This is a genomic window from Agromyces rhizosphaerae (assembly GCF_027925245.1).
GTDB lineage: Bacteria > Actinomycetota > Actinomycetes > Actinomycetales > Microbacteriaceae > Agromyces > Agromyces rhizosphaerae.
Map to the genome: position 1 here is coordinate 2,288,892 of NZ_BSDP01000001.1, position 25,617 is coordinate 2,314,508.

Consider the following 25,617-nt stretch of genomic DNA (forward strand, 5'->3'; position numbering starts at 1 on the left):
GGCGTCACCGCCGGTGCGGCACGAGCCTCGGCACCCAGACCGTGAACCCGGCCGCGCCGAGCAGCCCGATGACGCCGATCACCGCGGTGGCCGCGGGGAGGCTCCAGGCGGCGGCGACGGCCGCGACGATCAGCGGCGCGGACGCCCCGCCGGCGTCGTGCAGCGTGCGCCAGGAGCCGAGGAACGGCGCCGGGTCCTCGGGCGGTGCGAGATCGGCACCGAGGGTCATGAGGATGCCGCTGGAGAGCCCGTTGCCGATGCCGACCACGACCGCCGCGACGACGAACCAGCCCGTCGCGTGCGTCAGGTCGTGCGTGAGCGCGAGGCCGAGGAACGCCCCGCCCATCAGCACCATCGCAGGCAGGGCCGCCCACAGCCGGCCGAAGCGGTCCATGATCTGCCCGCTGGTGTAGAACAGCGCGAACTCGAGCGCGCCGGTCAGCCCCACGACCAGGGCGATCACCTCGCCCGGGAGCCCGATCGACACGCCCCAGAGCGGCAGCAGCGAGATGCGCGCCTGCCGGACGGCAGCGAGGGATGCCGCGGGCAGGCCGACCCGGGCGAGCAGTCCCCGGTTCCGCCACATCGTGCGCAGCACCCCGTCGGATCGAGGTCGCCGCTCCGCGCCCGCGCGAGCGGCGGTGGGGAGCAGCCCCTCCGAGCGCAGCTGCTCCTCGGGGTCGCGGCCGAACAGCACGAGGGCGACGAGCATGGCGAGCGCGGCGATGAAGCACCAGGCGGCCGCGGTCTCGGTGCCGGTGAGGGCCAGCAGGCCGGCTGCGGCGAACGGGCCCGTGAACATCCCCAGCCGGAACGCGCCGCCCAGCACCGAGAGCGCCCGAGCCCGGTAGTGCAGCGGCACGCGCGTGGTCATGAACGCGTGCCGTGCCAGTCCGAACACCGCGGCGCTGAGCCCGATGAGCACGACCGCGGCCGCGAGCAGCAGCAGCGTGGGCGCCAACAGCACCGCGATGCCACCGGCCAGGGCGAGGCATCCGGCGATCGCCATCGCCCGCCGCTCGCCGATGCGGGCGACCAGCCAGCCCGCGGGCAGGTTGCCGAGCATGCGCGCGGCCACCACGGCGCCGGCGATGAGCGCGGCCTGCGCGATGTCGGCGCCCAGGGAGGTCGCGATGACGGGCAGCAGGGGGAGCAGCGCGCCCTCGCCCAGTCCGAACAGCATCGTCGGCCCGTAGATCATGGGCGCGAAGCGCGCGAGCATACGACGGGTGCCGGGGTCGACGGTCGAATCGCCCGCGGGGATGCGCGAGGTCACGACGCCGGTCGGGCGAGCTGGTGCGCGGCGATCCCCATCGGTTCAGCATCCACGGTCTCCTCGCCGCGGGCAAGCCGGGACGGGCGGTGCGGCACTGAATCGGGGCGCCCGCGGGCGCCCTCAGCCCGCGGCCGCGAGGAAGTGGCTCGCGCGGGCCATCTCGATCTCCGCCTCGGTGAGGGCGACGCCGTAGGTACTGCGCTCCATGAGCCGCGCGGGCGAGTCCTGGTCGTAGGTGTACGGCACTCCCAGGTTCGCGGCGAGGTACATCGCGGGGAGCTTCCCGGCCGGGTCGGGCTCGCCGTACTTCACCACGAAGCCGTTGAAGCCCGTCCAGGCGTGCCCCGCGCCCACGCGCTCGCAGTCCGCGACGTAGTACCGGATCGGCGCCGGGTCCTCGTAGCTGTCGCCGGCGACGTGCGCCGCGGTCAGGAACTCCCGGCCGCACCCGCCGGTCACGAGTGACGACCGGTGCAGCTCGACCGTCGGCAGAACCTCGACGGTGATGCCGGCCGGTTCGAGGATCTCGTTCGTTCGCGCCTCGAACGCGCCCACCGGGGCGCACTGGCTGCCGTCGTCGTAGCAGACCGAGATCGGCTGCACGCTCACCCGGAGCTGCTGCACTCCGCCGTCGGCCGTGCCATCGCCGCCGCTTCCGTCGTCGGCGCCGCCGGCGGGAGGCGCAGGCGCCGGGGCGGCGGCCGTCGAGTCCTCGGGCGACGGGGTCGGCGACGCCGATGGCGTTTCCGGAGCCGGCGTCTCAGGGGCATCCGTCGCGCTCGCCGCCTCGACCACGGGCGCAGCCTGCGACCGGACCATGGCTGCACCCGCGACCATGCCCAGCGCGACCGATCCCGAGATCAGCAGCACCAGCGCGCCTGCGCCCGCTGCGATGAGGCCGATCGTGCGCTTCGACGGCCCTGCGCCGGTGCGGGGCTGTGCGTTGGTGGCGGCCTCGTCGTCGGTGCGGGGCGCCTCGTCGGCTCCGTCGCTCATGCGGCCACCCTAGCCAGCGACCGGCTCCAGGAACCGGGATTCGCGAGCCTGTGAGATCTCGTCCTCGAGGAGCAGGTTCCCGGAGTCCAGGATCGTGGGATTCATCAGCGCACCCGGCTGGTAGGCGGGATCGGCGAGTTGCCGGGTCGACAGCCCGAGGTTGTAGCCGACGTACCTGGCGACGACGATCGGTGCCGCGTCGATCAGCTCGGGATGCACGCTCATGCCGTTGAACCCCACCCAGCCGTTGCCGCCCACCTCAGCGCAGTTCGCGATGAACAGCTTCAGCGGGGCCGGCTCGCGGAGGCTGTCGGGCAGTACGGCCTCCACCTCGTCGAGGAACGCCCCGCCGCATTCCGCCTCGACGAGTCTGGTCGAGTCGAGCGTCTCGGCGGGCAGGACGACGACGTCGATCGCCGCCTGCGCCCAGATCTCGTCGAGCAGTGCCTCGTCGACCGCTGCGGGCGCGCACTCCGTGCCGTCGTCGAGGCACACCGAGATGGGCTGCACGCGCACCTGCAGCGGTGTCAACGACTGGGGTGCGTGGTCGCCCTCGAGCGTGCTGCACGCGAGCACGCCGTCGGCGATGCCGGTGACGAAGGTGCCCTCGGGGCACTGCTGGTCGGGTAGTTCGCCGGGCTCGCCCTGCGGGCCTGCGGGACCGGGTTCGCCCTGCTCGCCCTGCGGGCCCGGCTCGCCCTTCGGCCCGGCAACGCCCTCCGCCCCCCTGGCGCTCCACGACACCGCGGTCGCCTTCGCTCCGCACTCGGGAGCCTCGCCACCGAAGGTCACGTCGGCGAGCCGCCCCTTGTCATCGAGGCAGGCGTGGAACTCTGTCGGCGTCTCGTCTGCGGCCACCGCGGTCCCGGTCACGAGCACCGCCGCGAGTGCGACGAGCGTCGCCCCTGTCGCGGCGGTCCGCCGCCCCGGGGCTCGGCTGCGGGACGGGCGAACAGGGGTTCCGGGGTGGTCGGTGCTGCGCATGCTCGCACGCTATTGGCGCCGCATCCGCCCCCGCATCGGTCGTCCGACCGATCATGGCCGCAGGGTTACCAGTCGGAACACACCGCGGGCAAGGGCTTCCCCCGGACGCCCGGTGGTGGTTTGCTGAGCACTACCTGAATGAAAGAAGGGCACCCCCATGGGATTCTTCGCATTTCTCATCCTCGGCCTCATCGCCGGAGCGATCGCCAAGCTGATCCTCCCCGGCAAGCAGGGCGGGGGCTGGTTCATCACGCTGCTGCTCGGCGTGGTCGGCGCGCTCCTCGGCGGCTGGCTGGGCAGCGTCCTCTTCGGCATCGGTCTGGAGAACTTCTGGAGCTGGCAGACGTGGATCGTCGCCATCCTCGGATCGATCGTCGTCCTCCTCATCTTCGGCCTGTTCACGCGCAAGCGCTGAGCACGAACGAGGGATGCCGCGGCGGAACGTCCCGCCGCGGCATCCGTCGTTCTTGGGTGGAAAACTTCTCCCCTGCGTGGCGCCATTCACGCGTGGAATGCGAGTGCCGAGCTCTGTCAAAATCATCTCATTTTTGCTATGTTTTTGACACTGAGGTATTGGGGACATGACTGCTCGCACAGAACTGATGGCCATCGCAGCCGAACAAGACGGCTACGTCACCCTCGACGACGCGCGCGCCCTCGGGATCGCTGCGCGTGACCTGCAACAGCTCGCGTACCGCGGCAAGATCATGCGTGAAGCCACCGGCGTCTATAGGTTCGAGGAGTTCCCTGTGACTCGAGCCGCCAGCTTCCGGTTCGCCGTGCTCTGGACCGGCAGGCCGGAGGCGGCGCTCTCGCACGACACCGCGCTGAGTCTCCTCGAGCTCTCGGACATCAACCCGCCCAAGACGCACGTCACGGTGGGAGTGGGAGAGCGCATTCGACGAGCGGGAGGCGTGGGGATCGTCGTCCACAACGAGGACCTTGCGTCCAAGGACCTCGGTTGGTGGGAGGGTATTCGCTGCGTGAAGCCATACACGGCGATCCGGCAGGCTATCGACACGCACGTGCCGTTCCAGCTCGTCAACCAGGCGATCGGGGAAGCCCGCGCTCGAGGCAGCATTACGGACGCCGAGCAGGTCACGCTCCGCAGCAGGCTCGAAGGAGAACGGTGAGCGATCCATTCTCGGCGTTGCCCGCGAAAGACCGCACCCCGGCCAGTGCGTCGATCCTGAGCGAACGTCGTGCATTTATCGAGAGCACGACGGCCCGATAGCCAGACTGGGCCTGCTCATGATCTGGCGGCGTGGACAACGACCCCTACCCGTTACATGCGCGCCCGCGCCGAGTCGCCGAACGTTCCGTCGCGGCATCCGTCGTCTCCGGGCGATGACGGGGCGGCGACGTCATCGACGGTCCCGCCCTCTGCGCGCTCGCCGTCGAGCGCAACTCCCGCCGTGTGACGCTGAATGCGTGCTCGAGTGTCATCCTCGAACGCCAAAATGTTCGTCAACCATGACTTGTGTGTAGTTTCGACCTACCAGCTCGTCAAACTCGGCGCCGTCGCGGCGGGTGCGGGCGGATGCCTCGGAGGTGGCGTCCGCCGAGGACTGACAACTGCTCACTATTTCTGCACAGGCTGCAATACGGGGCTCTCGGGTCCGCTAGATTTCGGGCGCGGCCGTGTAGTCAGCCGTATTGCGGTGAGGCGTGCGGAGGTCGAGACGGTTGATGCGGTGGGTGCTCGGGTCGGGTCGGTATTGGCTGGCGGGGGCACTTGCGGTGCTGTTGGTCGCGGGCGTCGCGTTCACCGCGACAGGGGGCTTCGGCACCGGCGCTGACGATGCCGATGCGGTGGACTGTTCTGCGAGTGAGGCGGAGTCGGCGGCGGATGCGGCGAGGGTTGCGGTCGCGTGCGGGTTCGAGGTCGAGGTCACGGGGGAGCGTACGCCGTGGGAGACGTCGTGGGCGCAGCCTGATGGTCTGAGCCGTTTGGATGTCTCGGCGGTTCCGGTGCGTGTCGAGGTCGATGGCGAGTGGGTCGAGCCTGATTCGTCGCTGGTGGTGGACGAGAACGGCGATGTTGCTGTGGCTGCGCCGGTGTATCCGACGGTGCTGAACCCTGGTGGTGCCGCCGGTGCGGGGCGTGCGTTGGGGGTGATCGAGCGTGAGGGGATGCGTCTGGAGGTCGGGTTCCCGTTGGATCTGCCGATCCCGGAGGTGTCGGGCACGCAGGCGGTGTACTAGCTCGCCGAGGGTGTCCGGATGATTGTCTCGGTCAATGCGGATGGGGCGGGCTTCATGCCGGTCATCGAGCTGGCGGACCCTGATGCCGCCGACCGGCTCGCCACCCTGCTGGAGGGGGCCGAGGCGTCACGGACCGCGCCGGGCGCGCAGGGCCTTGATGTGACGTTCGGGATGCGGATGTCGGATGGTCTCCGGATGCGTTCGGACCCGCAGGACGGCGGTGCGGTGTTCGTCGTGGACGATGCGGATGAGGTGCACTTCACGGTTGCACCTCCGGTGATGTGGGACTCGAGCGGTCCGAACCCGGTGCTGGGTAGGGAGGTGACCGAGGTCGGCCAGGCCGATCGGACCCGGTCGCCGGCCGAGGGGGACGTGATCGTTCCGATGGCTACGACGATCTCCGACGATGCGCTGGTGATCTCCCCGGACGAGGGCATGCTGAGCGATCCGGATACGACGTGGCCGGTGTACATCGATCCGAACTACGGGCCCCGGACCCCGAGTGAGTGGGTGGCGGTGCGCACGGGCGGGTACACCGGGACGCTGTATAAGTGGAGCGACATCAGCTCGACGATGCAGGGGCAGGGCGTTGGCCTGTGCAGTCACGTGGCGTCGTGCAACACGGTGTTCACGCAGCGGCTGGCGTGGGAGTTCGGTGGGATGGCGACCATCCGCAACCTGGATGAGGACGACATCGTGAGTGCGTCATTCCGTGTCAACGGGGTGCACGCGGCCTCCTGCGAGGTGATTCGGCCTGGGTTTCGTTCCTATCGGTTTCCCTGTCCGGCGGTTGCCGGCAGGCCTGATTCTTGGTCAGCGTAGTAGGCCTGCTCGACCTCGATCGGGGTGCGCAGGTCGAGTTCGCCGTGCAGCCGCTGGTTGTTCCACCACCACACGTACTCGAGGGTGGCCAGTTCGACCTGCTCGACGGTCCGCCATGGCCCGCGGCGGCGGATCAGCTCGGTCTTGTAGAGCCCATTGACGGCTTCGGCGAGGGCGTTGTCGTACGAGTCGCCGACGGTTCCGGTGGACGGTTGCGCGCCGAGCTCGGCGATCCGGTCGGTGTACACCACGGCGAGGTAGTTCGACCCGTGATCGGCATGATGGACCAGCCCGTCCAGGTTCCCGCCGGCGGCCCACGCGGCCATGTTCAGCGCCTGCAACGGCAGGATGTCTGCCTTCAACGTGGCGGCGACGTTCCAGCCGACGATCCGGCGCGAGTACACGTCGGTCACGAACGCGACGTACGCGAACCCGGACCAGGTGGCGACGTAGGTGACGTCGGCCACCCATAGCCGCCGCGGACCGGGTGCGGTGAACCGTCGCTGGACGAGATCCTTCGGCTTGGCTTGCGCCTGATCGGGCTTCGTCGTGAAAATCTTCTTCGACCGCCGCACTCCACGGACTCCGGCCAGCCGCATCAGCCGCTCGGTCTGGTCCCGGCCGACATCCCAGCCCTGCCGGCACAGCAGGGCGTGCATCTTGCGGCGCCCGTACACGCCGTAGTTCTCCGCATGCAGTCGAGCGACTTCCGGTATGAGCAACTCATCGCGCAACGCCCTGGCCGAGGGCACACGGGCCCTCGCCGCCCGGTACCCGCGGGCGGTGACGAACCCTCGCACGGCCGGGCGCAGCACCCGGCAGATGAGCTCGACCCCGAAACGATCCCGGTGCTCGTCGATGAACCGGATCATCTCGTCGAGGGTCGGTCGAGCTCCTTCGCGAAAAACACGCTCGCCGCTTTGAGCACCTCGTTCGCCCTGCGCAGTTCAGCGACCTCGCGCTTCAGGCGACGATTCTCCTCGAGCACGTCCGTCGGCGTGCCAGCGGCGCGGCCCTCGTCCACCTCAACCCGGCGCGCCCAGGTCCGCAGCGTTTCGGGGCTCATCCCGAGCAGATCGGCGACATGCCGCACCGCGGCGGTCTTGTTCACATGCGACGGCATCGCCTCAGCGAGCATCCGCAACGCTCGCTCGCGCATCTCGGGTTCAAACTTCTTCGGCATCGTCATCCATCCTGAATTAGAGGACGGAACGAAACCCAGGCCGAATCACGGCGGTCCCGAACACCGTCTGGACCGGGAGCAGTGTGCAACGCCTGTACACCGATCCGTTCGGTGCGGCCCGTGGCGCCTCGGACGCGGGCACGGTGCCCGGCGACACCCAGTTCCTCGGCAAGACCCGCGACACCAGCACCGGGCTGACGCTCCTCGGCGCGAGGTACTACGACGAGGCGCTGGGGCGGTTCATCAGCGTCGATCCGTTGTTGGATCCGGGGTTGCCGGCGCAGTTCAACGCGTACGTGTACGCGGCGAACAACCCGCACACCTGGGCCGACCCGTCGGGCCTGTTCTGGGGCGACATGTGGAACAACATCGGCAACGCGGTTGGTACCGCGGGGAAGGCGGTCGGCGGGTTCGTCGACAAATACCAGGCCGAGATCGTCGGTGCCGTTGTCGGCATCGGCGTCACGATCGGCTGCACGGTCGCCACCGGCGGCGCCGGTGTCATCGGCTGCGCCGTGCTCGGCGGGGCCGCCGGCGGTGCGGTCACGAACCTCTGGAAGACACAGGTCACCAAACGGGAACAGTTCACCTGGAGCGGGTTCGCCGCCGACGTCGGCATCGGAATGGTCGGCGGGCTCGTCGGCGGTGCCGCAGGTGTCGGCCTCAGCAAAGCCCTCACCGTCGCGGCACCAGCAGCGAAGCAAGCACTGAACGCGGTCTCGACGGCGCTGCGCAACACCACATCGCGTACGGCCTCGAGCACCGCGGCCACCACACAGCGCGTCACCCAGAGCATCCGGCTCTCCCCGCAGAAGCCGACCAGTGGCGCCTCCTGCGCCTTCAACAGCTTCGTGCCCGGCACCACGGTGCTCATGGCCGACGGCTCGGAGGTGCCGATCGAGGAGGTCGGGCTCGGGGACGTGGTGTGGGCGTCGGATCCGGTGTCGGGGGAGTCGGCGCCGCGTGAGGTGGTGCGGCTGATCACCGGTGACGGGGTGAAGGACCTGGTCACGGTCACCGTCGCGGACGAGGGCGGGGTGTCTGGGAGCGTGGTGGCCACGGCGGGGCATCCGTTCTGGGTGCCGGATGCCGGGGCGTGGGTCGATGCCGGCCAGCTGCGGGCCGGGCAGTGGTTGCAGACCAGTGCGGGCACGTGGGTGCAGATCACCGCGGTCGCGCACGAGCGGCGGGTGCAGACCGTGCACAACCTCACCGTCGCGGTCGACCACACGTACTACGTCGCCGCCGGCGACCTCGCGCTCCTCACGCACAACACCAACTGCGGCGGGGGCGCAGGAAGCGCTGGAGCACGGCTCTCAGCGAATGCCGCGGCAGGCAATACCGCGCGAGACTCGATCGCGGCGGCGAACTCTGGCTCGCGGATCGAACAGAGCCTGAGCACCGCATTTGGTGCCCGACGAATCGATGTGTTGACTCGTGGTGGTGTGGGGATCGAGTCGAAAGTGGGGCGCACCTACCTGACGTCGGCGACCCGGTCGCAGATTGCGAAGGACTCGTGGTTGCTGCAAAACGAGGAAGTGGCGGGGATCCACTGGGTCTTCTCGCGCAGCGCCGCGACGGGTCGGATAGGCCCGTCGGGGCCGCTCGCCGACGCGTTGAGGAACGCAGGAATCCCATGGAGTCTTGGACGGTGAGCATTGTATGGGACGAGTACGAGCCCGTTGTGTCGAGTCCGACGGGCCAGCTGGAGACTCTGCCGCGTGTGGAAGCGCGGCGGCTGTTTGAGCAATGCATGGAATCTGTGCCGGCGAGGCTGGAAGCCCTACGGCGGCTGCTCGCAGCAAACGGAGTCGAACTCACGAGCAGCGACGCGTCGATTCGTGAGCTGAATGAGTGGTTCATCACGCATGTGGAGGCACATCCTGATCTGCCGGGCCGATTGCATCCATCCTGGGAGTCGATTTGCCACGATGTCGCACTGTTCCTTGGCGAAGCAATGATCGAGCGCCATTCGAACCTACGCTGGGAGTTCTTCATTTGGGGGCGAACAAACGTTGCCTACCAACGGCACGTAATAATGGGGTTCGGCACTGAGGACCCCAAGCGACACACCAATCTCGACATTGATCGGAGTGTCACTGCGTACGCGCATCGAATTGTGGAGAGCGGTGGTTCGGTGTCGACCTCCGGGAGCGTATGCATACGGGGGACTGAGATCGACGTTGATCTCATCGCGGCACAGCATCGCATGCGGGACATCGACCCCGATGCGTTCTTGCGCTGGCTCCGATCGGCTGCCCGGCGGGCTTGAGAACAAGGCCGGTCAGACGTGGCCCGGGCGGAGTTGGCGCTTGAGCGCCTCAGGCTGCTGCGAGATAGCAATTCGGCACGAGATGCTGCTTGAAAGAAATGCACTGACGATCGTGTCGCTGACATTGACAGCAGTCTCGCCTCGGACTTCGGCCTGCCGACGGTGAACGTGTGGAGCGGTTGGTCGTGCAGCGGTGAGTCGTGGGAGGCTGCCTCGGTGGCATCCGCTCAGCTTGTTCTGCGTCGATGGGTGGCCCGAGCGCTGACGGGTGTCGCGGTGGCGGTGGTGGTGCTGCTGGCCGCCCCGATGCTCGCCGTCGCCCACGAGGGCGGTGCGCGTGCCGCGTGCGACGGCTCGGAGGTGCCGATCGAGGAGGTCGGGCTCGGGGTCGTGGTGTGGGCGTCGGATCCGGTGTCGGGGGAGTCGGCGCCGCGTGAGGTGGTGCGGCTGATCACCGGTGACGGGGTGAAGGACCTGGTCACGGTCACCGTCGCGGACGAGGGCGGGGTGTCTGGGAGCGTGGTGGCCACGGCGGGGCATCCGTTCTGGGTGCCGGATGCCGGGGTGTGGGTCGATGCCGGCCAGCTGCGGGCGGGGCAGTGGTTGCAGACCAGTGCGGGCACGTGGGTGCAGATCACCGCGGTCGCGCACGAGCGGCGGGTGCAGACGGTGCACAACCTCACCGTCGCGGTCGACCACACGTACTACGTCGCCGCCGGCGACCTCGCGCTCCTCACGCACGCCCACCAGGGTGTCGAGGCGCCACTCGATGCAGCGCCCACAGTTTGACCACAGGTGGAGATCCAGTCGCTATGCCAGCCGACGCCGATCTCCTCGTGGAATTCGAACCACAATGGGAGGAGTCGGCGGCGCGCCACCTACCCGCTCTTGCGCGCCCGCGCCGAGTCGACGCTGCGCCGCAGCGCCTCCATGAGGTCGATGACCTCGCCGCCTGCCTCGCCCTCCTCGCGCTCGCCGAAGGTCGCGGCGGTGTCGATCGCCTCGCCCTGGTCGATCTTCGCGTCGATGAGCTTGCGCAGCTCGACCTGGTACTCGTCCTCGAAGTTCTCCGGGTGGAAGTCGTCGGCGAAGCTCTCGACGAGGCTGTTCGAGAGGTCGAGCTCCTTCTGCGAGATCTTCACCTCCTCGTCGATGGACGGGAACTTCGCTTCGCGCACCTCGTCGGCCCAGAGCAGCGTCTGCAGCACGAGCACGTCGTCGCGTACGCGCAGCGCGGCGAGCCGCGTCTTCTGCCGCAGCGCGAAGCGCACGATCGCGGTGCGGTCGGTCGACTCGAGGGTGCGGCGCAGCAGCACGTACGCCTTGGGCGACTTCGAGTCGGGCTCGAGGTAGTAGCTGCGCTCGAACATGAGCGGGTCGATCTGGTCGTTCGGCACGAATTCGACGACCTCGATCTCGCGGCTGCGCTCGGCGGGCAGCGCGTCGAAGTCGTCCTTGGTGAGGATCACCGTGTGCTCGCCGTCGTCGTACGCCTTGTCGATGTCCTGGTACTTCACGACCTTGCCGCACACCTCGCACCGCCGCTCGTAGCGGATCCGCCCGCCGTCGGCCTCGTGCACCTGGTGCAGCGACACGTCGTGGTCCTCGGTGGCGCTGTACAACTTCACCGGCACGTTGACGAGCCCGAAGGTCAGCGCGCCCTTCCAGATGGAACGCATACCCCTTAGTGAACACCCGAACGGATGCCACGGCCAGCCCTCGCGCGGCAGGATGGGGGCATGCCGGGGTCGGGGGAGCAGGTCGTGCAGGTCGGCGGACGCCGCCTGCGCATCACGAGCCTCGACAAGGTCATGTACCCCGAGGCGGGCACGACCAAGGGCGACGTGATCGGCTACTCCGCCGAGATCGCGCCCGTGATGCTGCCGTACGTGGCCGGGCGCCCGTGCACCCGCAAGCGCTGGGTCGACGGGGTGGGCACGGCGGATGCCCCTGGCGGCACGTTCTTCGCGAAGGACCTCGGCCAGGGCACACCCGACTGGGTGCGGCGCGCGCGCATCCCGCACTCCGACCACGACAACACCTACCCCGTGGTCGACGACCTGCCGACGCTCGTCTGGCTCGCGCAACTCGCGGCGCTCGAACTGCACGTGCCGCAGTGGCGGTTCGACGCGGCCGGCACCCCGCAGCACCCCGACCGGCTGGTGCTCGACCTCGACCCGGGCGAGGGGGTGGGGCTCGGCGGATGCGCCGAGGTGGCGTTCCTCGTCCGCGAGATCCTCGACGGCATGGGCCTTTCCTCGGTGCCCGTGACGAGCGGGTCCAAGGGCATCCACCTCTACGCGCCGCTCGACGGCTCGCTCTCGAGCGACCAGGCCAGCGCGCTGGCCCGCGAGCTCGCCCGCAGCCTCGAGGCCGACCACCCGAAGCTCGTCGTGAGCTCCATGAGCAAGGCGGTGCGCCCCGGCCGCGTGTTCCTCGACTGGAGCCAGAACAACGGCAAGAAGACGACCATCGCGCCGTACTCGCTGCGCGGCCGGTTCCGCCCGACTGTCGCGGCGCCCCGCACGTGGGAGGAACTCGCCGACCCCGACCTGCGCCACCTCGAGTACGGCGAGGTGCTCGCGCTGGTCGCCCGGCGCGGCGACCCGATGGAGCCGCTCCGCCAGGGACACGTGGGCGCGTCGCCGGGGGAGTTCATGGCGACCGTGGCGGACGCCGCCGCCCAGGGGGCATCCGATCGCCTCGGCCGCTACCGCGAGAAGCGCTCGGCCGACCGCACGCCCGAGCCGGTGCCCGCCGCAGGTGCCGCGCCGCCCGCGCCCGGCGATCTGCCGAGGTTCGTGATCCAGCATCACTTCGCCAGCCGCGAGCACTACGACTTCCGCCTCGAGCACGACGGCGTGCTGGTGAGCTGGGCGGTGCCGAAGGGGCTGCCCGAGGAGTCGGGGCGCAACCACCTCGCGGTCATGACCGAGGACCACCCGCTCGAGTACGCCACGTTCGAGGGCACCATTCCGAAGGGGGAATACGGCGCCGGGCGGGTCGACCTGTGGGACACCGGCGTGTACGACCTCGAGAAGTGGCGCGACGACGAGGTGATCGTGACGCTGCACACCGACCGCGGCGGGCCTGCGGGGGACGGGCGATTCGCGCTCATCCGCACCGACGGGTCGGGCGAGAAGTCGACGTGGCTGCTGCACCGCATGAAGCGGCCGGCGGTGCGCACGAGGCGGCTGCCGCGGCCCGAGCCCGTGGCCGCCGAACCCGAGCGGCCGTTCACGTGGCAGCCGATGCTCGCCGCCACCGCGAAGCCGCACGACCTCGACCACGGCGAGTGGGTCGCCGAGATGAAGTGGGACGGCATGCGCGCCCTCGTCGAGGTCGACGGCGGGCGGCTGCGCATGTTCACCCGCAACGGCATCGAGGTGTCGGCCCGCTACCCCGAGCTCGAGGGGCTGCCCGCTCGGGTGGCGGCCGGCTCGGCGGTGCTCGACGGCGAGGTGGTCGCGCTCGACGCGACCGGCCGCCCCGACTTCGGACGCATGCAGCAGCGGATGCACCTGACGGCGCCGCGCGAGATCCGGCGCGCGGCCGAGGAGCTGCCCGTGCGGCTGCTGCTGTTCGACGTGCTGGAGGTCGACGGCGAGTCGGTGGTCGACCGGCCGTACCGCGAGCGCCGCGACCTGCTCGAACGCCTCGTGCCGCCCGCGGCGGCCTCGCCCGTGCAGGTACCGCCCGCGTTCGACGGCGACGTCGCCGCCGCGATCGAGCAGAGCCGCGCGCTCGGCCTCGAGGGCGTCGTCGCGAAGGACGCCGACTCGCGCTATCGGCCCGGCGCCCGCTCGACCGACTGGCTGAAGGTCAAGCACGGGCGCGTGCAGTCCGTGGTGATCGGCGGCTGGCGCCCGGGCAAGGGCATGCGGGGCGACACCTTCGGGTCGCTGCTCATCGGCATCCCCGGCGCCGGGGGCCTCCGCTACGCGGGCCGGGTCGGCACGGGCTTCACCGACGCGCAGCTCGCCCGCATCGCGGGGCTGCTCGAGCCGCTGCGCCGCACGGACAGCCCGTTCGCCGAGGTGCCGCCGGCGGAGGCATCCGATGCCGTGTGGGTCGAGCCCCGCCTCGTCGGCGAGATCGCGTTCGGCGAGTGGACGCCCGCGGGCGTCGCCCGCCACCCCACCTGGCGGGGCCTGCGCCCCGACGTCGACCCCGCCGAGGTCACCGAGGAGGCGTGACGGCCCCGGTCCGCTCAGCCGAACAGTTCGGCGAAGCGCGCGAGCATGGTGCGCGGCCAGGTGACGGATGCCCCGTGGATGCGCGCCTCGACCGCGGCCATCTCGCGCGCCGGGAAGTACCCGTGGTGCCGGTAGACGCGCGCACGCGCCACGAAGTCGGCCGGCGTCACCTCGGGGTGGAACTGCGTGGCGTAGACGCGCGTGCCGACCCGGTAGACCTGCACCGGGCAGCTCGCCGATCCCGCGAGCAGCGTGGCGCGCTCGGGCAGCCGGGTCGTCGCCTCCTTGTGCCCGACCAGCGCGTCGAACCCGGGCGGCAGCACTCCCGTGAGCGGGTCGCGCACGCCGTCGTCGGTCAGCGTCACGCGCACGGCCTGCGCCTCCTCGCCGTGATCGAGCCCGACCTCGCCGCCGAGCACCCGGGTGAGCACGCCGATGCCGTAGCAGGTGAACAGCACCGGCACGTCGCCCGCGAGGCCGCGCTCGGCGACCCACGCGAGGTCCTCCTCGACCCGGCGCTGCACCTCGGAGACGTGCTCGGGCGCGCTGGTGACGTTGAACGGGCTGCCGCCGACCACGATGCCCGCGAAGGCGTCGAGGCGCTGCCGCTCGAGCGCGGCGACGTCGAGCCGATGGTGCTCGAGGCGGCCGGCGTCGAGGTCCATGGCCGAGCGCACCGACTCGTACTCGGGGCCGACCGCCTCCACCTCGGGCCGGGCGGAGAGGAACAGGAAGGGCTTCACCGGCGACGCCCCCGTCGGCTGCGGCTGTCGCGGCCCGAGCCGGGTGCGCGCCGTGCGCGGCGGTCGCGGCTCGCGCGGCCGGGCTTGGCGCCCTTCGGTGCGCGGGCCTCGTCGCGGGTGAGCTCGGGGGCATCGGATGCCTCGTCGGCGGCGCCGCGCGACGAGCGCGCCGTGCGTCCGCGCACGACGCCCACGAACTCCTGGATGTCGTCGTCGTCGCGCTCGACGCGCCAGACCAGCGCGATGCGGGTCGTCGGTGCATCCGTCACCGGCACCGCCGCGACGTCACGACGATGGTGCAGGCGCGCGATCGAGTGCGGCACGATCGCGACACCGGTGCCCGCCGCGACCAGCTCGATCGTGCCCTCGGGCGACGGCTGCACGGGCGCCCGCGGCTCGTCGTCGAGGTCGGCGAGCACCACCTCGTCGACCGCGGCGATGGCGTGGTCCTTGGGGGCGACGACGACGGCGACCTCCTCCCAGAGGGGGATCGCGTGCAGCCCGTCGGTCGCAACGGGCAGGCGCACGAAGGCCAGGTCGATGTCGCCGGCCTCGACGCCCGCGAGCTGCTCGGCCTCGGGGACCCGGGCGGCCTCGAGCGGGAGGTCGGGGCGACGGTCGGCCCACGCGCGCAACCACTTCGCGGGGCTCACGCCCTCGACGTAGGTCAGCCTGAGCGCCACGAGCCCGATCGCCTTCCCGGCCGCGTCCGTGCCGCGGCCACGCCCAAGGTTATACGCTGGCGAGATGAGTGCAGGCGGGCAGCAGACCATGAAGCCGGAGACCGCGGCGAAGAAGCTGGGCATCCTGCTCGCGGCCGCGCCCGAGGAGTTCCGTTCCGCCCCGGTCACCCGCGACGCGCTCGACGCGCTGCAGGCCGACCCGCCCGAGTGGCTGCAGGTGCTGCGCCGCGAGGGCCCGCACCCGCGCCCGGTCGTGGCCCGCAAGCTCGGCGTCTCGAACTCGGGCCTCGCGCGCGCGGGCATCGACGAGCCGCTCACGACCGCGCAGATCCAGGAGCTGCTCGCCGAGATGCCCGACTGGCTGTCGGCCGAGCGGGCGACGCAGGCGCAGGTGCGCGCCGAGAACCGCCGGGTCAAGGAGCGCGACGCCGAGCGCGCGGCCCGCGAGACCGACTGACCCGCGTCGCCGCGGTCGCCGCGCTCAGGCGTAGCGCTCGCGCAGGAACCCGGTGACGTCCGCGAGCTCCTGCTCGGACACCGAGTGGCCGACCCCCTCGTAGATGCGCGCGTCGAGCGCGACCCGCTCGGGCAGCCACTCCTGGGTGCGCGCGACCGCATCGGCCGGGATCACGACGTCCTCCGTGCCACGGCCCCAGAACACCGGCGGGCGGCGGTCGGCCAGCTCGGCGTCCCCCGCGCGCTCGCCGGGCAGCACGAATCCCGCGAGCGAGACCGCGAACCCGAAGAGGTCGCTGCGCCGGCGCAGCAGCTCGATCGCGAGCGCGCCGCCCTGCGAGAAACCGAGCAGGCCGATCGCGGGCGGCGCCGGGTCGAGCGACTCCGCCCACGCGATGACGGCGTCGGCCGCGGCCTCGGCCCGCCGCGCCTCCGCCTCGCCGAGGCCCACGCCGCCGTCGGCGTCGACCTGCAGCGGGAACCAGGCGAAGCCGTAGCCGGTGTGCAGGGGCGCGCGCAGCGACGCGATGACGGGCTGCAGCGGCAGGTACGGCGAGAGTCCGAAGAGGTCGCCCTCGTGCGAGTTGTACCCGTGCAGCAGCGCGAGCAGCGGTCGGCCCTCGCGGTCGGCGCCGGAGGCCGACCAGAGCACCGAGCCCTGGTCGATGGTCACGTGGTCGCGTGCGTCGATGTCGGTCCCCTCCCGTCGCGCCCGTCGGGGCGCGCGCTCCATCCTCGCATCCGCGATGCACTGGACAGCCGCAGCCGCTGAGACACAATGGAGCCATGAGCGTGCGCACCCCCGACCCCGATCCCGACTGGGAGTCCCAGGGCGAGCCGGCCGCGCCGCCGGCCAACCCGGCGTGGCTGAGCGACATCGAGCTCGAGGAGGTGCGGCAGCGTTTGCCGCTCATCTACGTCGAGGCCGTGCCGGTGCGCGTCGACGGGCTCGGCACGGTCGTCGAGGTCGGCGTGCTGCTGCGCGGCACCCCGACCGGCGAGATCACCCGCACCCTCGTCTCGGGTCGCGTGATGTACGGCGAGACGCTGCGCGATGCGCTCTTCCGCCACCTCGAGAAGGACCTCGGGCCGATGGCGTTCCCGCTGCTGCCGGCGAGCCCGGTGCCGTTCGCGGTCGCCGAGTACTTCCCGATGCCGGGCATCTCGCAGTTCACCGACGACCGCCAGCACGCCGTCTCGCTCGCGTACGTCGTGCCTGTCACGGGCACGTGCGAGCCCCGGCAGGACGCGCTCGAGGTCACCTGGATGACCCCCGAGGAGGCGTCGGCGCCCGAGGTCGCCGCCGAGATGGAGGGCGGCCGCGGCGCGCTCATCCGCCAGGCGCTCGCCTCGGTGGGTCGCCTGCCCTAGCGGCATCCGCCCGCCTGCCGCATCAGCGGACCAGGCGTACCTCGTGGATGGTCTCGCCGAGGAACGGCTCGTCGTGCTCGACGCCGTCGCGCGTGAAGCCGTTGCGGTCGTAGAAGTGCAGCGCGTACTCGTTGGCGCTCGGCACCCAGCAGTAGACGGATGCCTCGCCGACGGTCGCGTCGAACAGCTGCTGCCCGATGCCGCGCCCGTGGAACGCGTCGAGCAGGTGGATGTAGAACAGCTCGCGCTCGCGCGGGGCGTCTTCGTCGCGCGCGGGGCCGGCACCGGCGAAGCCGACGATCTCGCCGTCGACGAGTGCGGCGATGTGCGTGTAGTCCTCGCCCTGGTTCATCCAGTGGGTCCAGAGCTCGGCCATGCGGCGGGGCGACAGGTTCGCGAGCGTCGCCTGGTCGACCAGCTGGTCGTAGTCCTCGTGCCAGCACTGCGCGTGGACCCTGCCGAGCGCTTCGGCGTCCACATCGCGAACGGGACGGATGACGACTTCTGCAACGACATCGGTGCTCATGGCACAGAGGCTAGGCCAGCCCGGGCCGGATGCGAAATCGAGCGGATGCGGGTGCCGGGCGTCGCCCGCCGGCACCCGCATCGCGGGGCTCGTCGTGCCGCGGGGCTCAGCCCTGGGCGCGCCGGTTCGTGCGCGGGCGGCCCTGCGACTGCGCGGCCTGCGGGCGCTGGCGCTGCGCACCGGTGGTCTGGGCGCCGCGGCTGTGGCCGGAGCCGCGGCGGGGCGCCTGCGCCTTCGCCTCGGCGGGCCGGCCGGAACGGTCCCTGCGCGGACGCGCCGGAGCCTGGTCGGCGGTGCCCGGCTGCACGGCGTCGCGTCCTCCGCGCCCGCGACCGCCGCGGCGCGAGCCCTGCCCGCCGCCCTGGCCGTTCCCCCGGGCATCGCGCGCGGCGCGCTTGCGCTGCGCGTTCGCACCCTGCGAGCGGCCGCCGCCCTGCTGCTGGCGCTGCTCGCGCGGCGCGGGCTTCACGTACGGGGCGACCTCGCCGATGAGCGCGACCACGGAGGCCGAGTCGGGCGTCACCTGCTCGGGCGTCACGGTGATGGCGGCCTTGCGCAGCAGCGACTTCAGGTCGGCGCGCTGGCCGGGCAGGCAGATCGTCACGACGTCGCCGTCGCTGCCGGCGCGGGCGGTGCGGCCCGAGCGGTGCAGGTACGCCTTGTGCTCCATCGGCGGGTCGACGTGGATCACGAGCTCGACGTCGTCGACGTGCACGCCGCGCGCGGCCACGTCGGTCGCGACCATGACCTTCACCGAGCCGTCGTGGAACGCCGCGAGGTTGCGGTCGCGCGCCGGCTGCGACAGGTTGCCGTGCAGGTCGACGGCCGGGATGCCGGCATCCGTCAGCTTCTTCGCGAGCTTCTTCGCGTGGTGCTTGGTGCGCATGAAGAGGATGCGGCGGCCGGTGCCCGACGCGAGCGCGCGGACGAGGTCGTTCTTCGCATCGACGTCGGCGACCTCGAACACGTGGTGGGTCATCGCGGCGACCGGCGAGTTGGCCTCGTCGACCGAGTGCAGCACCTCGTTCTCGAGGTAGCGCTTCACGAGCTTGTCCACGCCGTTGTCGAGGGTCGCGGAGAACAGCATGCGCTGGCCGCGGTTCGGCGTCTTGTCCATGAGGCGGGTGACGACCGGCAGGAAGCCGAGGTCGGCCATGTGGTCGGCCTCGTCGAGCACGGTGATCTCGATCGCGTCGAGCGCGCAGTGGCCCTGCGAGATGAGGTCCTCGAGGCGGCCCGGGGTGGCCACGACGATGTCGACGCCGCGGTTCAGCGCCTCGACCTGGCGCTTCTGGTTGATGCCGCCGTAGATCGTGGTGGTCGCGAGGCCGTACGCGTCGGCGAGGGGCGTGATGGTCGCGGTGATCTGGGTGGCGAGCTCGCGGGTGGGGGCCAGGACGAGGCCGAGCGGGCGGCCCGCGCGGCGACGGCCGCCGGCGAGCTCGCCGCCGAGGCGCGCGACCATGGGCAGCGAGAACGCGAGCGTCTTGCCCGAGCCGGTCTTGCCGCGGCCGAGCACGTCGCGGCCCGCGAGCGTGTCCGGCAGCGTGTCCTGCTGGATGGGGAACGGCTCGGTCTTGCCGTCGGCCGCGAGGGCGGCGACGAGCGGGGCGGGCACGCCAAGGGCGCTGAAGGTGGGGGAAGTCATCTGGGTGGTGCCTTTCCGGCATCGAGCTCCGCCCGCGCAGGGTGCTGCGGGGGAGCGGGTGGCGAAGGCGCGGGGATCTCGCGCATCCGATTCGCCGTACGAAGAGTCATCGGGCGCATGCCCGGCAGAAGCGTTCTACGACGCGTGGCGGGCGCGACGGCGCACCGGCCGTGGTCGAGCCTACTGGATGCGCGCTGTGGGTGTGCTGTGCGTTCAGCGCGGCGCCGCAGCGGCGGCCGCGGCCGCGTCCGCATCGGCGGTGCCCGGAGGGTCGTACGACCAGGTCGGCGCGAGCTGTCGCAGCCGCACCCCGCGCCACTGCCAGAACGCCCAGGTCGGGTACCAGGCGAGCACGTCGATCGCGCCGCCGCCCGCGAGCAGCTGGTCGCGGTACAGCGTGCGCCCGCTGCCGTCCGGCGCCGGCGAGACCGCCATCCGGTGATCCCAGCGGTCGAACGCCGCGAACACGCCGCTGCGGCCGCCGCCCGTGTCGCGCAGCATCCGCACCCCCTCGGGCAGCCCGGCGGGGTGGCTCAGGTCGATGACCTCCTCGCCCGAGGGGAAGCGGCGGAACGCGAGCGACATGACCCGGTGCGGGCCGTCCGCCTCCCACCGCGTGGGCAGTCCGCCCTCCTCGAGCGACGAGAAGTCGAGCCACGGCGCGGTGACCTCGCGGAGCACCGCGGGGCTGTGCAGGGCACGCCACGCGGCATCCGGGGTGCAGTCGAGCACCAGCTTCAGCAGCAGCCGCATGACCCCACGCTACGTGCGCGTCCGGCACGGCGGAAGGGGGCGGCTAGCCTGTGCGGGTGAATGCGCCCCAGACCGATCCGTTCGACCAGACGACGTACCAGGTGCGCCTCGAGTGGGGCGGCGCCGGGGTCGGCGCCGTGGCGGCGCATGCCGACGTGGTCGTGCTCGTCGACGCGGTGCAGTTCACGACCGCGGTGGTCGTGGCCGCCGAGCGCGGCATCGCCGTCGCGCCGTGGTGGGGCGACGGGGCGGCGGAGCGCGCCGCGGAGCTCGGCGCCGAGCTGGTCGCACGCCCGTCGACGGCGGCGCTCGCCGCGGAACCCGCAGCCGGCGACGACCGCGTCGTCGTGCTGCCCACGATCAACGGCTCGCGCCTCGCGCACCTGCTCGCCGACTCGCCGGCCCGGGTGATCGCCGCGTCGCTGCGCAACCGCACCGCGGTCGCCCGCCACATCCACGCGTACCAGGAGGAGCGCGGCGCACGCACCTCGGTCGCGATCATCGCCGCGGGCGAGCAGTGGCCCGACGGTAGCCTGCGCGTCTCGGTCGAGGACCAGCTCACCGCGGGTGCCGTCGTCGACGCGCTGATGGAGCTCGGCATCGACCACACCTCGCCCGAGGCCGCGGTCGCCTCGGCCGCCTACACCGGCCTCGGCCGCGCCGCGCACCACCTGATCAGCGCGACCGGCAGCGCGCGCGAGCTCACCGCCGACGGCCGGCGCGCCGACGTCGCGTTCGCGACCAAGGCGGACGTGACCGACCTCGTGCCCGTGCTGCAGGGCGGAGTGTTCCGGGTCTGACGCCGGACGGGGCCGCCTACGACCGGCCAGGGTCGGCGCTCGCCGCGGCGCGGCGGCGCATCGCCGGCGTGATCTCGCGGTGCCGCCAGGTGATGAGGTTCGCCCGGTCGAAGCCGCGCGAGCACTCGCCGCAGCTGAGCGCGCGCGTGGGCTTGCGGTAGCGCACGTGCCGGTGACCGGCGGGGCAGGTGCCGACCCACGGGGCGAGCTCGTCGGCGATCTCACCGTCGTGGGTGCGCCGGCCGACGTAGCCGATGCGCGCCGCCTCGGCTTTCCAGCGCGGCCCGTGCCCGGCGTTCGGCCCGGCGAGCGCGTGCGCGACCTCGTGCAACAGGATCTGGTGGATCTCGTCGTCGTCGTAGCGGGCCGCCAGGTACCGCGACACCGAGATGCGCCTGGCCTGGAAGTCGCACAGCCCCGCGCGCTTCTTGGCGTTGTCGAACGCGAAGGTCCAGACGGCCGGGTCGAGGTGCAGCACGATCAGCGCGTCCGCCCACGTGCGCACCCGGTCCAGTTCCGCCATGGCACGAGGATATGCGCGGCCGCCGTCAGCGCGAGACAATGGAGACGTGTCCCGCACGATCGACGTCAACAGCGACCTGGGTGAGTCGTTCGGGCAGTGGCGCATGGGCGACGACGAGCAGATGCTCCGCGCGGTCTCGAGCGCGAACGTCGCCTGCGGGTTCCACGGCGGCGACCCGACGACCATGCTCGAGACCTGCCGGATCGCCGCCGCCTCGGGCGTCGTGATCGGGGCGCATCCGTCGTTCCCCGACCTCGTCGGCTTCGGCCGCAGGCACCTGCGCGTCTCGCCCGCCGAGCTCGCCGCCGACACCGTCTACCAGCTCGGCGCGCTCGCGGGCGTCGCGACGGCGGCGTCGACCGCCATGCGCTACGTGAAGCCGCACGGCGCGATGTACGCGGCCGTGGCCGCCGACCCCGACCTCGCGCAGGCGTTCGTGCGTGCGGTCGCCGCGTTCGACTCCCGGCTCGCCGTGCTCGGCATGCCGGGTTCCGAGGTGGAGCGGGCGGCGGATGCCGCGGGGCTGCGCTTCGTGGCGGAGGCGTTCGCCGACCGGGGCTACCTCGCGAGCGGCCACCTCGCGCCGCGCGACGCGCCGGGCGCGCTCGTCACCGACCCCGAGGCCGCCGCGGCCCGCGTGCTGCGGATGGTCGCCGACGGCGAGGTCGAGGCCGTCGGCGGCGGCACGGTGCGCATCGCGGCCGAGTCCGTGTGCGTGCACGGCGACACCCCCGGCGCGGTCGGCATCGCGCGTGCGGTGCGTGCGGCGCTCGCCGACGCCGGCATCCCGGTCGGGTCGTTCGCATGACCGCCGCGACGGGCACCGGCGCCCGGCGCCTCCTGCCGTCGGGGGAGCACGCCGTGCTCGTCGAGTGCGGCTCGGCCGAGGAGGTGCTCGGCCTGCACGCGGCCCTCGTCGCCACGCGTCCCGACGGCGTGGTCGACCTCGTGCCCGCCGCGCGCACCGTGCTGGTCTCGGTCGACACGTCCCGGATCGCCCTCGAGACGGCCTCGGCGTGGGTGGCGCGCACCGAGCCGGCGGCGGCCGGGTCGGCGGCCGCCGAGCCCGTCGAGCTGCCCGCACGCTACGACGGCGACGACCTCGCCGCGGCCGCGGACGCCCTCGGCATCTCACCGGACGAGCTGGTCGAGGCTCACCTCGCCGCGACCTGGCGGGTCGCGTTCACCGGCTTCGCCCCGGGCTTCGGCTACCTCGTGAGCGACGACTGGCCCTACGACGTGCCTCGCCTGGCGAGCCCCCGCACGCGGGTCCCCGCCGGTTCGATCGGGCTCGCCGGGTCGTACTCGGGCGTCTACCCCCGCGAGAGCCCCGGCGGCTGGCAGCTGATCGGCCGCACCGACGCCGTGCTGTGGGACGCCGCCGCCGATCCGCCCGCGCGCCTCGTGCCGGGTGCGGCCGTGCGCTTCGTCCGCGGGGAGGTCGGGTCGTGAGCGGCCGGCTGACCGTGGTCGAGCCCGGCCCCCTGACCCTCGTCGAGGATCGCGGCCGACCGGGCTGGGCGCACCTCGGGGTGGGCGGGTCCGGCGCGGCCGACCGGGCGGCGCTCGGTCTGGCCAACCGACTCGTCGGCAACGCCCCGCACGCCGCGGCGCTCGAGTGCACGATCGGCGGGCTGCGACTGCGCTTCGACGACGACGCGTGGTTCGCGGTCGCGGGCGCGTGGGGCGACGTCGCCCTCGACGGCGTCGCGGTACGCCCCGAGACGGCGACGCGGGCCGTCGCGGGCGCCGAGCTCGTGCTGCCGACGGCCGCGCACGGCCTGCGCTACGTCGTCGCGGTGCGCGGCGGCATCGCCGTGCCGCGGGTGCTCGGCTCGCGCTCGCGCGACACGCTCGCCGGCCTCGGGCCGGACCCGCTCGCCGCGGGCGACGCGCTGCCGGTCGGCGACGCGGTCTCGGGTGCCATCCCCGCGCTCGACCGGCTCACCGCCTGGGCGCCGGTCGACGACCAGGTCGAGGCGGGGCTGCTGCCCGGCCCGCGCGCCGACTGGTTCACCGAGGAGTCCCGGCTCGCGCTCTTCGACTCGGTCTGGCGGGTGTCGCCGAACTCCGACCGCATCGGCGTGCGCCTCGAGGGCCCGCCGCTCGAGCGGCTCGTGCCGGGCGAGCTCGCGAGCGAGGGCGTCGTGCGGGGCTCGGTGCAGGTGCCGCCCGAGGGCACGCCGACCGTGCTGCTCGCCGACCACCCGGTCACGGGCGGGTACCCGGTGGTCGCGGTCGTGTCGGAGGCTTCGGTCGACCGCTTCGCGCAGCTGCGACCCGGGCAGTCCGTGCGGTTCCGGCACGCCTGAGCGGGCACGCCCGCTGCCGCGGCGTCAGGCGTTCGGCTTGGTGAGGAAGATCGACCGCGCTGGCGGCGGCGACGGCACCGCGGTGGCATCGGTCACGAACGGGGCGCCGGCGGTGAACCGGCGCAGCTCCTCGCCGGACACGACCTTCGCCGGGGCGGGGTCGCTCGCGAGCAGGCGCGGCAGCTGCGCGAACGGCAGCTCGTGCGGGCTCGCGTAGGCCACCACGTTGCCGAAGCGCCGGCCCTTGAGCATGCCGGGGTCCGCGGCGATCGCCACCTCCGGCAGCACCCGCGAGAGCGTCGCGACCTGGCCGCGCGCGAACGCGAGCCCGGCGCCGTCGGCGATGTTCACGACGAGGATGCCCCGGGGCGCGAGCAGCGGCGTCAGCAGCTCGTAGAACTCGGTGCTCGTGACGTGGGCCGGAGTGCGCGAGCCCGAGAAGATGTCGACCACCACGATGTCGGCGCGGCCGTGCAGCCCGCGCGGCAGGCGCGCGGCGACCTCGCGCGCGTCGCCGTGCCGCACGCGGATCTGCGCGCCGCGCGGCAGCGGCAGGTGCTCGCGCACGAACTCCACGAGGTCGGACTCGAGCTCCACCACCTGCTGCCGGGAGCCCGGGCGGGTCGCGGCCACGTAGCGGGGCAGCGTCAGCGCGCCGCCGCCGAGGTGCACCGCCGTGATCGGCTCGCCCGCATCGGCGACGAGGTCGATCGCGTGCCCGATGCGCCGCACGTACTCGAAGCCGAGCCACTCGGGCCGTTCGAGGTCGACGTGCGACTGCGGGGTGCCGTCGACGTAGAGGGTCCACGAGCCGGGCCGGCCGCGCTCCTCCTCGAGCCGGGCGCGATGCCCGCTCGCGGCGAGGGTGCGTTCGGGCTCGGACATGCGGCCACGCTACCCGAGCGGGCCGGCCCCGAGCCGGTCGCGGACCTCGTCGGGGCCGAACACGAACGCGGGGTGGGGGCCGGCCTGCCGCAGCGCGTCGAGCCGGCCGGCCATCCGCGCGCCGCCGCCGCCGACGAGCACGACGTTGCCGCCGCGCTCGCCCGCGAGCAGGTCGCTCGGCCCGAGCGCCAGGAGGTCGCCGAACACCTCCGCGAGCACCGCCGCGACCGCGCGCACGCGGCGGAGGTCCCCCTCGTCCACCACGTTGGCGATCACGATGCCGCCGGGCACGAGCCCGCGCACGCGCCGGTACCAGTCCGCCGAGTCCGCGAAGCCCGGCGCCTCGAGGCCCACGTAGGCGTCGACGATCGCCACGTCGTAGGGCCCGGCCAGCGTTGGCAGCACCTCGGCCGCGTCGCCCACCCGCACGCGGACCGACCGGGCGGTCGCCGCATCCAGGGGCATCCGCTCGTCGACCGCCCGCACCACCTCGGGGTCGGCCTCGATCACCACCTGCCGCGAGCCCGGCCGGGTCGCCGCCACGTGCCGAGCGAGCGTCATGGCCCCGCCGCCGACGTGCAGCACCCGCATCGGCTCGCCGGGCGGGCGCGCGACCGCGAGCACGGCGCCGACGCGGTGGGCGTAGTCGTAGTGCAGTCGCACCGGGCGCGACGGGTCGACCACGGACTGGGGGCGGTCGTCGACGATCAGCTCGAGCGCCCCCGCGAACACGGGACTCGGCTCGACGCGCACGCGGGATCGGTTCATCGGCACCCCTTCAGCGGTGATGCATCCGGCTTATACCCCAGCAATCGCGGGAGGTCAAGAATCGGACTGGACACGGCGTGGCATCCGACCTATAGTTAACCTTTGCGCTCCCAGACCATCTCTGCCTTCATATTGCGGTCGGCTTCGTGTGTCCGGAGACATCGGCGGATTCGGCGTCCGTCGGCGTGCCCGGCACCTACGCAACACGTGAGTCT

Annotated in this window: 28 protein-coding genes and 1 other annotated feature; of the genes, 14 read left to right on the top strand and 14 right to left on the bottom strand. The window is 72.4% G+C overall.

Going from position 1 to position 25,617, the window contains the following annotated elements:
• Nucleotides 1–4 precede the first annotated feature (4 nt).
• The 3 genes from QMG39_RS10735 to QMG39_RS10745 form a co-directional block, all read right to left on the bottom strand.
• Nucleotides 5–1,222: an MFS transporter gene (locus QMG39_RS10735; RefSeq protein WP_281887252.1), complete on the bottom strand. Its 1,218-nt coding sequence runs from the start codon at nucleotides 1,220–1,222 to the stop codon at nucleotides 5–7.
• Nucleotides 1,223–1,396: 174 nt separating this feature from the next.
• Nucleotides 1,397–2,272, bottom strand: a complete 876-nt coding sequence (locus tag QMG39_RS10740; RefSeq protein WP_281884821.1) for a hypothetical protein — start codon at nucleotides 2,270–2,272, stop codon at nucleotides 1,397–1,399.
• A gap of 9 nt (nucleotides 2,273–2,281) precedes the next feature.
• A complete protein-coding gene (locus QMG39_RS10745) occupies nucleotides 2,282–3,256 on the bottom strand; it encodes a hypothetical protein (protein ID WP_281884823.1) in 975 nt (324 codons plus the stop codon).
• Between the two features lie 157 nt (nucleotides 3,257–3,413).
• Between QMG39_RS10745 and QMG39_RS10750 the strand changes: the two genes are divergently transcribed.
• The 4 genes from QMG39_RS10750 (at nucleotide 3,414) to QMG39_RS10765 (ending at nucleotide 6,283) form a co-directional block, all read left to right on the top strand.
• Nucleotides 3,414–3,671, top strand: coding sequence for a GlsB/YeaQ/YmgE family stress response membrane protein (locus tag QMG39_RS10750; protein ID WP_281884825.1), 258 nt, complete (start codon nucleotides 3,414–3,416; stop codon nucleotides 3,669–3,671).
• A gap of 187 nt (nucleotides 3,672–3,858) precedes the next feature.
• The gene (locus tag QMG39_RS10755) at nucleotides 3,859–4,389 is read left to right on the top strand and encodes a type IV toxin-antitoxin system AbiEi family antitoxin domain-containing protein (RefSeq protein ID WP_281884827.1); all 531 of its coding nucleotides are present in this window, start codon (nucleotides 3,859–3,861) and stop codon (nucleotides 4,387–4,389) included.
• A gap of 556 nt (nucleotides 4,390–4,945) precedes the next feature.
• A complete protein-coding gene (locus tag QMG39_RS10760) occupies nucleotides 4,946–5,461 on the top strand; it encodes a hypothetical protein (protein ID WP_281884829.1) in 516 nt (171 codons plus the stop codon).
• An 18-nt stretch (nucleotides 5,462–5,479) separates the two neighbouring features.
• Nucleotides 5,480–6,283 (top strand): hypothetical protein, encoded by an 804-nt coding sequence (locus QMG39_RS10765; protein ID WP_281884830.1) that lies wholly within the window; start codon nucleotides 5,480–5,482, stop codon nucleotides 6,281–6,283.
• Here the strand turns inward: QMG39_RS10765 and QMG39_RS10770 are convergent.
• Nucleotides 6,229–7,466 (bottom strand): IS3 family transposase gene (locus tag QMG39_RS10770; RefSeq protein ID WP_373878349.1). Its coding sequence is split into 2 segments (ribosomal slippage): nucleotides 6,229–7,181 and nucleotides 7,181–7,466, totalling 1,239 coding nucleotides; the frame shifts between segments, so codons are not numbered across the junction. The genes QMG39_RS10765 and QMG39_RS10770 overlap by 55 nt on opposite strands.
• Nucleotides 7,081–7,194: a sequence feature (AL1L pseudoknot), on the bottom strand. (Overlaps the previous gene by 114 nt.)
• Nucleotides 7,467–7,549: 83 nt before the next feature.
• Between QMG39_RS10770 and QMG39_RS10775 the strand changes: the two genes are divergently transcribed.
• The 3 genes from QMG39_RS10775 (at nucleotide 7,550) to QMG39_RS10785 (ending at nucleotide 10,527) form a co-directional block, all read left to right on the top strand.
• Nucleotides 7,550–9,121, top strand: a complete 1,572-nt coding sequence (locus QMG39_RS10775; protein ID WP_281884831.1) for an RHS repeat-associated core domain-containing protein — start codon at nucleotides 7,550–7,552, stop codon at nucleotides 9,119–9,121.
• Complete coding sequence (locus QMG39_RS10780) at nucleotides 9,103–9,738, top strand: hypothetical protein (RefSeq protein ID WP_281884833.1); 636 nt, start codon at nucleotides 9,103–9,105, stop codon at nucleotides 9,736–9,738. Before QMG39_RS10775 ends, QMG39_RS10780 begins: the two co-directional genes overlap by 19 nt.
• Before the next feature lie 249 nt (nucleotides 9,739–9,987).
• A complete protein-coding gene (locus QMG39_RS10785; RefSeq protein ID WP_281884834.1) occupies nucleotides 9,988–10,527 on the top strand; it encodes a polymorphic toxin-type HINT domain-containing protein in 540 nt (179 codons plus the stop codon).
• Between the two features lie 89 nt (nucleotides 10,528–10,616).
• Here the strand turns inward: QMG39_RS10785 and ku are convergent, their stop codons facing one another.
• Complete coding sequence (ku, locus tag QMG39_RS10790) at nucleotides 10,617–11,417, bottom strand: non-homologous end joining protein Ku (protein WP_281884836.1); 801 nt, start codon at nucleotides 11,415–11,417, stop codon at nucleotides 10,617–10,619.
• Between the two features lie 60 nt (nucleotides 11,418–11,477).
• On the opposite strand from ku, the gene QMG39_RS10795 reads away from it, so the two are divergent.
• On the top strand, nucleotides 11,478–13,934 hold the full coding sequence (locus QMG39_RS10795) for an ATP-dependent DNA ligase (protein ID WP_281884837.1): 2,457 nt from the start codon (nucleotides 11,478–11,480) through the stop codon (nucleotides 13,932–13,934).
• 14 nt (nucleotides 13,935–13,948) lie between these two features.
• On the opposite strand, the gene QMG39_RS10800 is transcribed toward QMG39_RS10795, so the two are convergent.
• Complete coding sequence (locus tag QMG39_RS10800; protein ID WP_281884838.1) at nucleotides 13,949–14,677, bottom strand: glutamine amidotransferase; 729 nt, start codon at nucleotides 14,675–14,677, stop codon at nucleotides 13,949–13,951.
• Nucleotides 14,674–15,360, bottom strand: a complete 687-nt coding sequence (locus tag QMG39_RS10805; RefSeq protein WP_281884840.1) for a LysR family substrate-binding domain-containing protein — start codon at nucleotides 15,358–15,360, stop codon at nucleotides 14,674–14,676. The genes QMG39_RS10800 and QMG39_RS10805 overlap by 4 nt, the downstream gene beginning before the upstream one ends.
• Before the next feature lie 64 nt (nucleotides 15,361–15,424).
• On the opposite strand from QMG39_RS10805, the gene QMG39_RS10810 reads away from it, so the two are divergent.
• The gene (locus QMG39_RS10810) at nucleotides 15,425–15,817 is read left to right on the top strand and encodes a DUF5997 family protein (RefSeq protein ID WP_281884841.1); all 393 of its coding nucleotides are present in this window, start codon (nucleotides 15,425–15,427) and stop codon (nucleotides 15,815–15,817) included.
• 24 nt (nucleotides 15,818–15,841) lie between these two features.
• Here QMG39_RS10810 and QMG39_RS10815 read toward each other — a convergent pair whose 3' ends face one another.
• Complete coding sequence (locus QMG39_RS10815) at nucleotides 15,842–16,549, bottom strand: alpha/beta hydrolase (RefSeq protein ID WP_281884843.1); 708 nt, start codon at nucleotides 16,547–16,549, stop codon at nucleotides 15,842–15,844.
• 53 nt (nucleotides 16,550–16,602) lie between these two features.
• Between QMG39_RS10815 and QMG39_RS10820 the strand changes: the two genes are divergently transcribed.
• Nucleotides 16,603–17,187: an NUDIX hydrolase family protein gene (locus tag QMG39_RS10820; RefSeq protein WP_281884844.1), complete on the top strand. Its 585-nt coding sequence runs from the start codon at nucleotides 16,603–16,605 to the stop codon at nucleotides 17,185–17,187.
• A 22-nt stretch (nucleotides 17,188–17,209) separates the two neighbouring features.
• Here QMG39_RS10820 and QMG39_RS10825 read toward each other — a convergent pair whose 3' ends face one another.
• From QMG39_RS10825 to QMG39_RS10835, 3 genes are all read right to left on the bottom strand, one after another.
• A complete protein-coding gene (locus QMG39_RS10825) occupies nucleotides 17,210–17,713 on the bottom strand; it encodes a GNAT family N-acetyltransferase (protein ID WP_281884845.1) in 504 nt (167 codons plus the stop codon).
• 106 nt (nucleotides 17,714–17,819) lie between these two features.
• Nucleotides 17,820–19,361, bottom strand: a complete 1,542-nt coding sequence (locus QMG39_RS10830; protein WP_281884847.1) for a DEAD/DEAH box helicase — start codon at nucleotides 19,359–19,361, stop codon at nucleotides 17,820–17,822.
• A 213-nt stretch (nucleotides 19,362–19,574) separates the two neighbouring features.
• The gene (locus QMG39_RS10835) at nucleotides 19,575–20,114 is read right to left on the bottom strand and encodes a hypothetical protein (protein WP_281884848.1); all 540 of its coding nucleotides are present in this window, start codon (nucleotides 20,112–20,114) and stop codon (nucleotides 19,575–19,577) included.
• A gap of 56 nt (nucleotides 20,115–20,170) precedes the next feature.
• Here QMG39_RS10835 and QMG39_RS10840 point away from each other — a divergent pair, with 56 nt between their 5' ends.
• Nucleotides 20,171–20,914 carry a 2-phosphosulfolactate phosphatase gene (locus QMG39_RS10840; protein ID WP_281884850.1) on the top strand — a complete coding sequence of 248 codons (744 nt, stop codon included), beginning with the start codon at nucleotides 20,171–20,173 and terminating at the stop codon, nucleotides 20,912–20,914.
• Between the two features lie 16 nt (nucleotides 20,915–20,930).
• Here QMG39_RS10840 and QMG39_RS10845 read toward each other — a convergent pair whose 3' ends face one another.
• Nucleotides 20,931–21,437 (bottom strand): SprT-like domain-containing protein, encoded by a 507-nt coding sequence (locus QMG39_RS10845; protein WP_281884851.1) that lies wholly within the window; start codon nucleotides 21,435–21,437, stop codon nucleotides 20,931–20,933.
• On the opposite strand from QMG39_RS10845, the gene QMG39_RS10850 reads away from it, so the two are divergent.
• From QMG39_RS10850 to QMG39_RS10860, 3 genes are read left to right on the top strand one after another with little or no spacing between them, the layout of a single operon-like run.
• On the top strand, nucleotides 21,436–22,245 hold the full coding sequence (locus tag QMG39_RS10850; RefSeq protein ID WP_281884853.1) for a LamB/YcsF family protein: 810 nt from the start codon (nucleotides 21,436–21,438) through the stop codon (nucleotides 22,243–22,245). The two genes, QMG39_RS10845 and QMG39_RS10850, sit on opposite strands and share 2 nt — an antisense overlap.
• Nucleotides 22,242–22,889 (top strand): 5-oxoprolinase subunit B family protein, encoded by a 648-nt coding sequence (locus tag QMG39_RS10855; RefSeq protein WP_281884854.1) that lies wholly within the window; start codon nucleotides 22,242–22,244, stop codon nucleotides 22,887–22,889. The genes QMG39_RS10850 and QMG39_RS10855 overlap by 4 nt, the downstream gene beginning before the upstream one ends.
• On the top strand, nucleotides 22,886–23,749 hold the full coding sequence (locus QMG39_RS10860; RefSeq protein ID WP_281884856.1) for a 5-oxoprolinase subunit C family protein: 864 nt from the start codon (nucleotides 22,886–22,888) through the stop codon (nucleotides 23,747–23,749). Before QMG39_RS10855 ends, QMG39_RS10860 begins: the two co-directional genes overlap by 4 nt.
• Before the next feature lie 24 nt (nucleotides 23,750–23,773).
• On the opposite strand, the gene QMG39_RS10865 is transcribed toward QMG39_RS10860, so the two are convergent.
• Both QMG39_RS10865 and QMG39_RS10870 read right to left on the bottom strand, forming a co-directional pair.
• Nucleotides 23,774–24,634, bottom strand: coding sequence for a spermidine synthase (locus QMG39_RS10865; RefSeq protein ID WP_281884857.1), 861 nt, complete (start codon nucleotides 24,632–24,634; stop codon nucleotides 23,774–23,776).
• A gap of 9 nt (nucleotides 24,635–24,643) precedes the next feature.
• Nucleotides 24,644–25,402 (bottom strand): spermidine synthase, encoded by a 759-nt coding sequence (locus QMG39_RS10870; protein ID WP_281884859.1) that lies wholly within the window; start codon nucleotides 25,400–25,402, stop codon nucleotides 24,644–24,646.
• Nucleotides 25,403–25,617 lie beyond the last annotated feature (215 nt).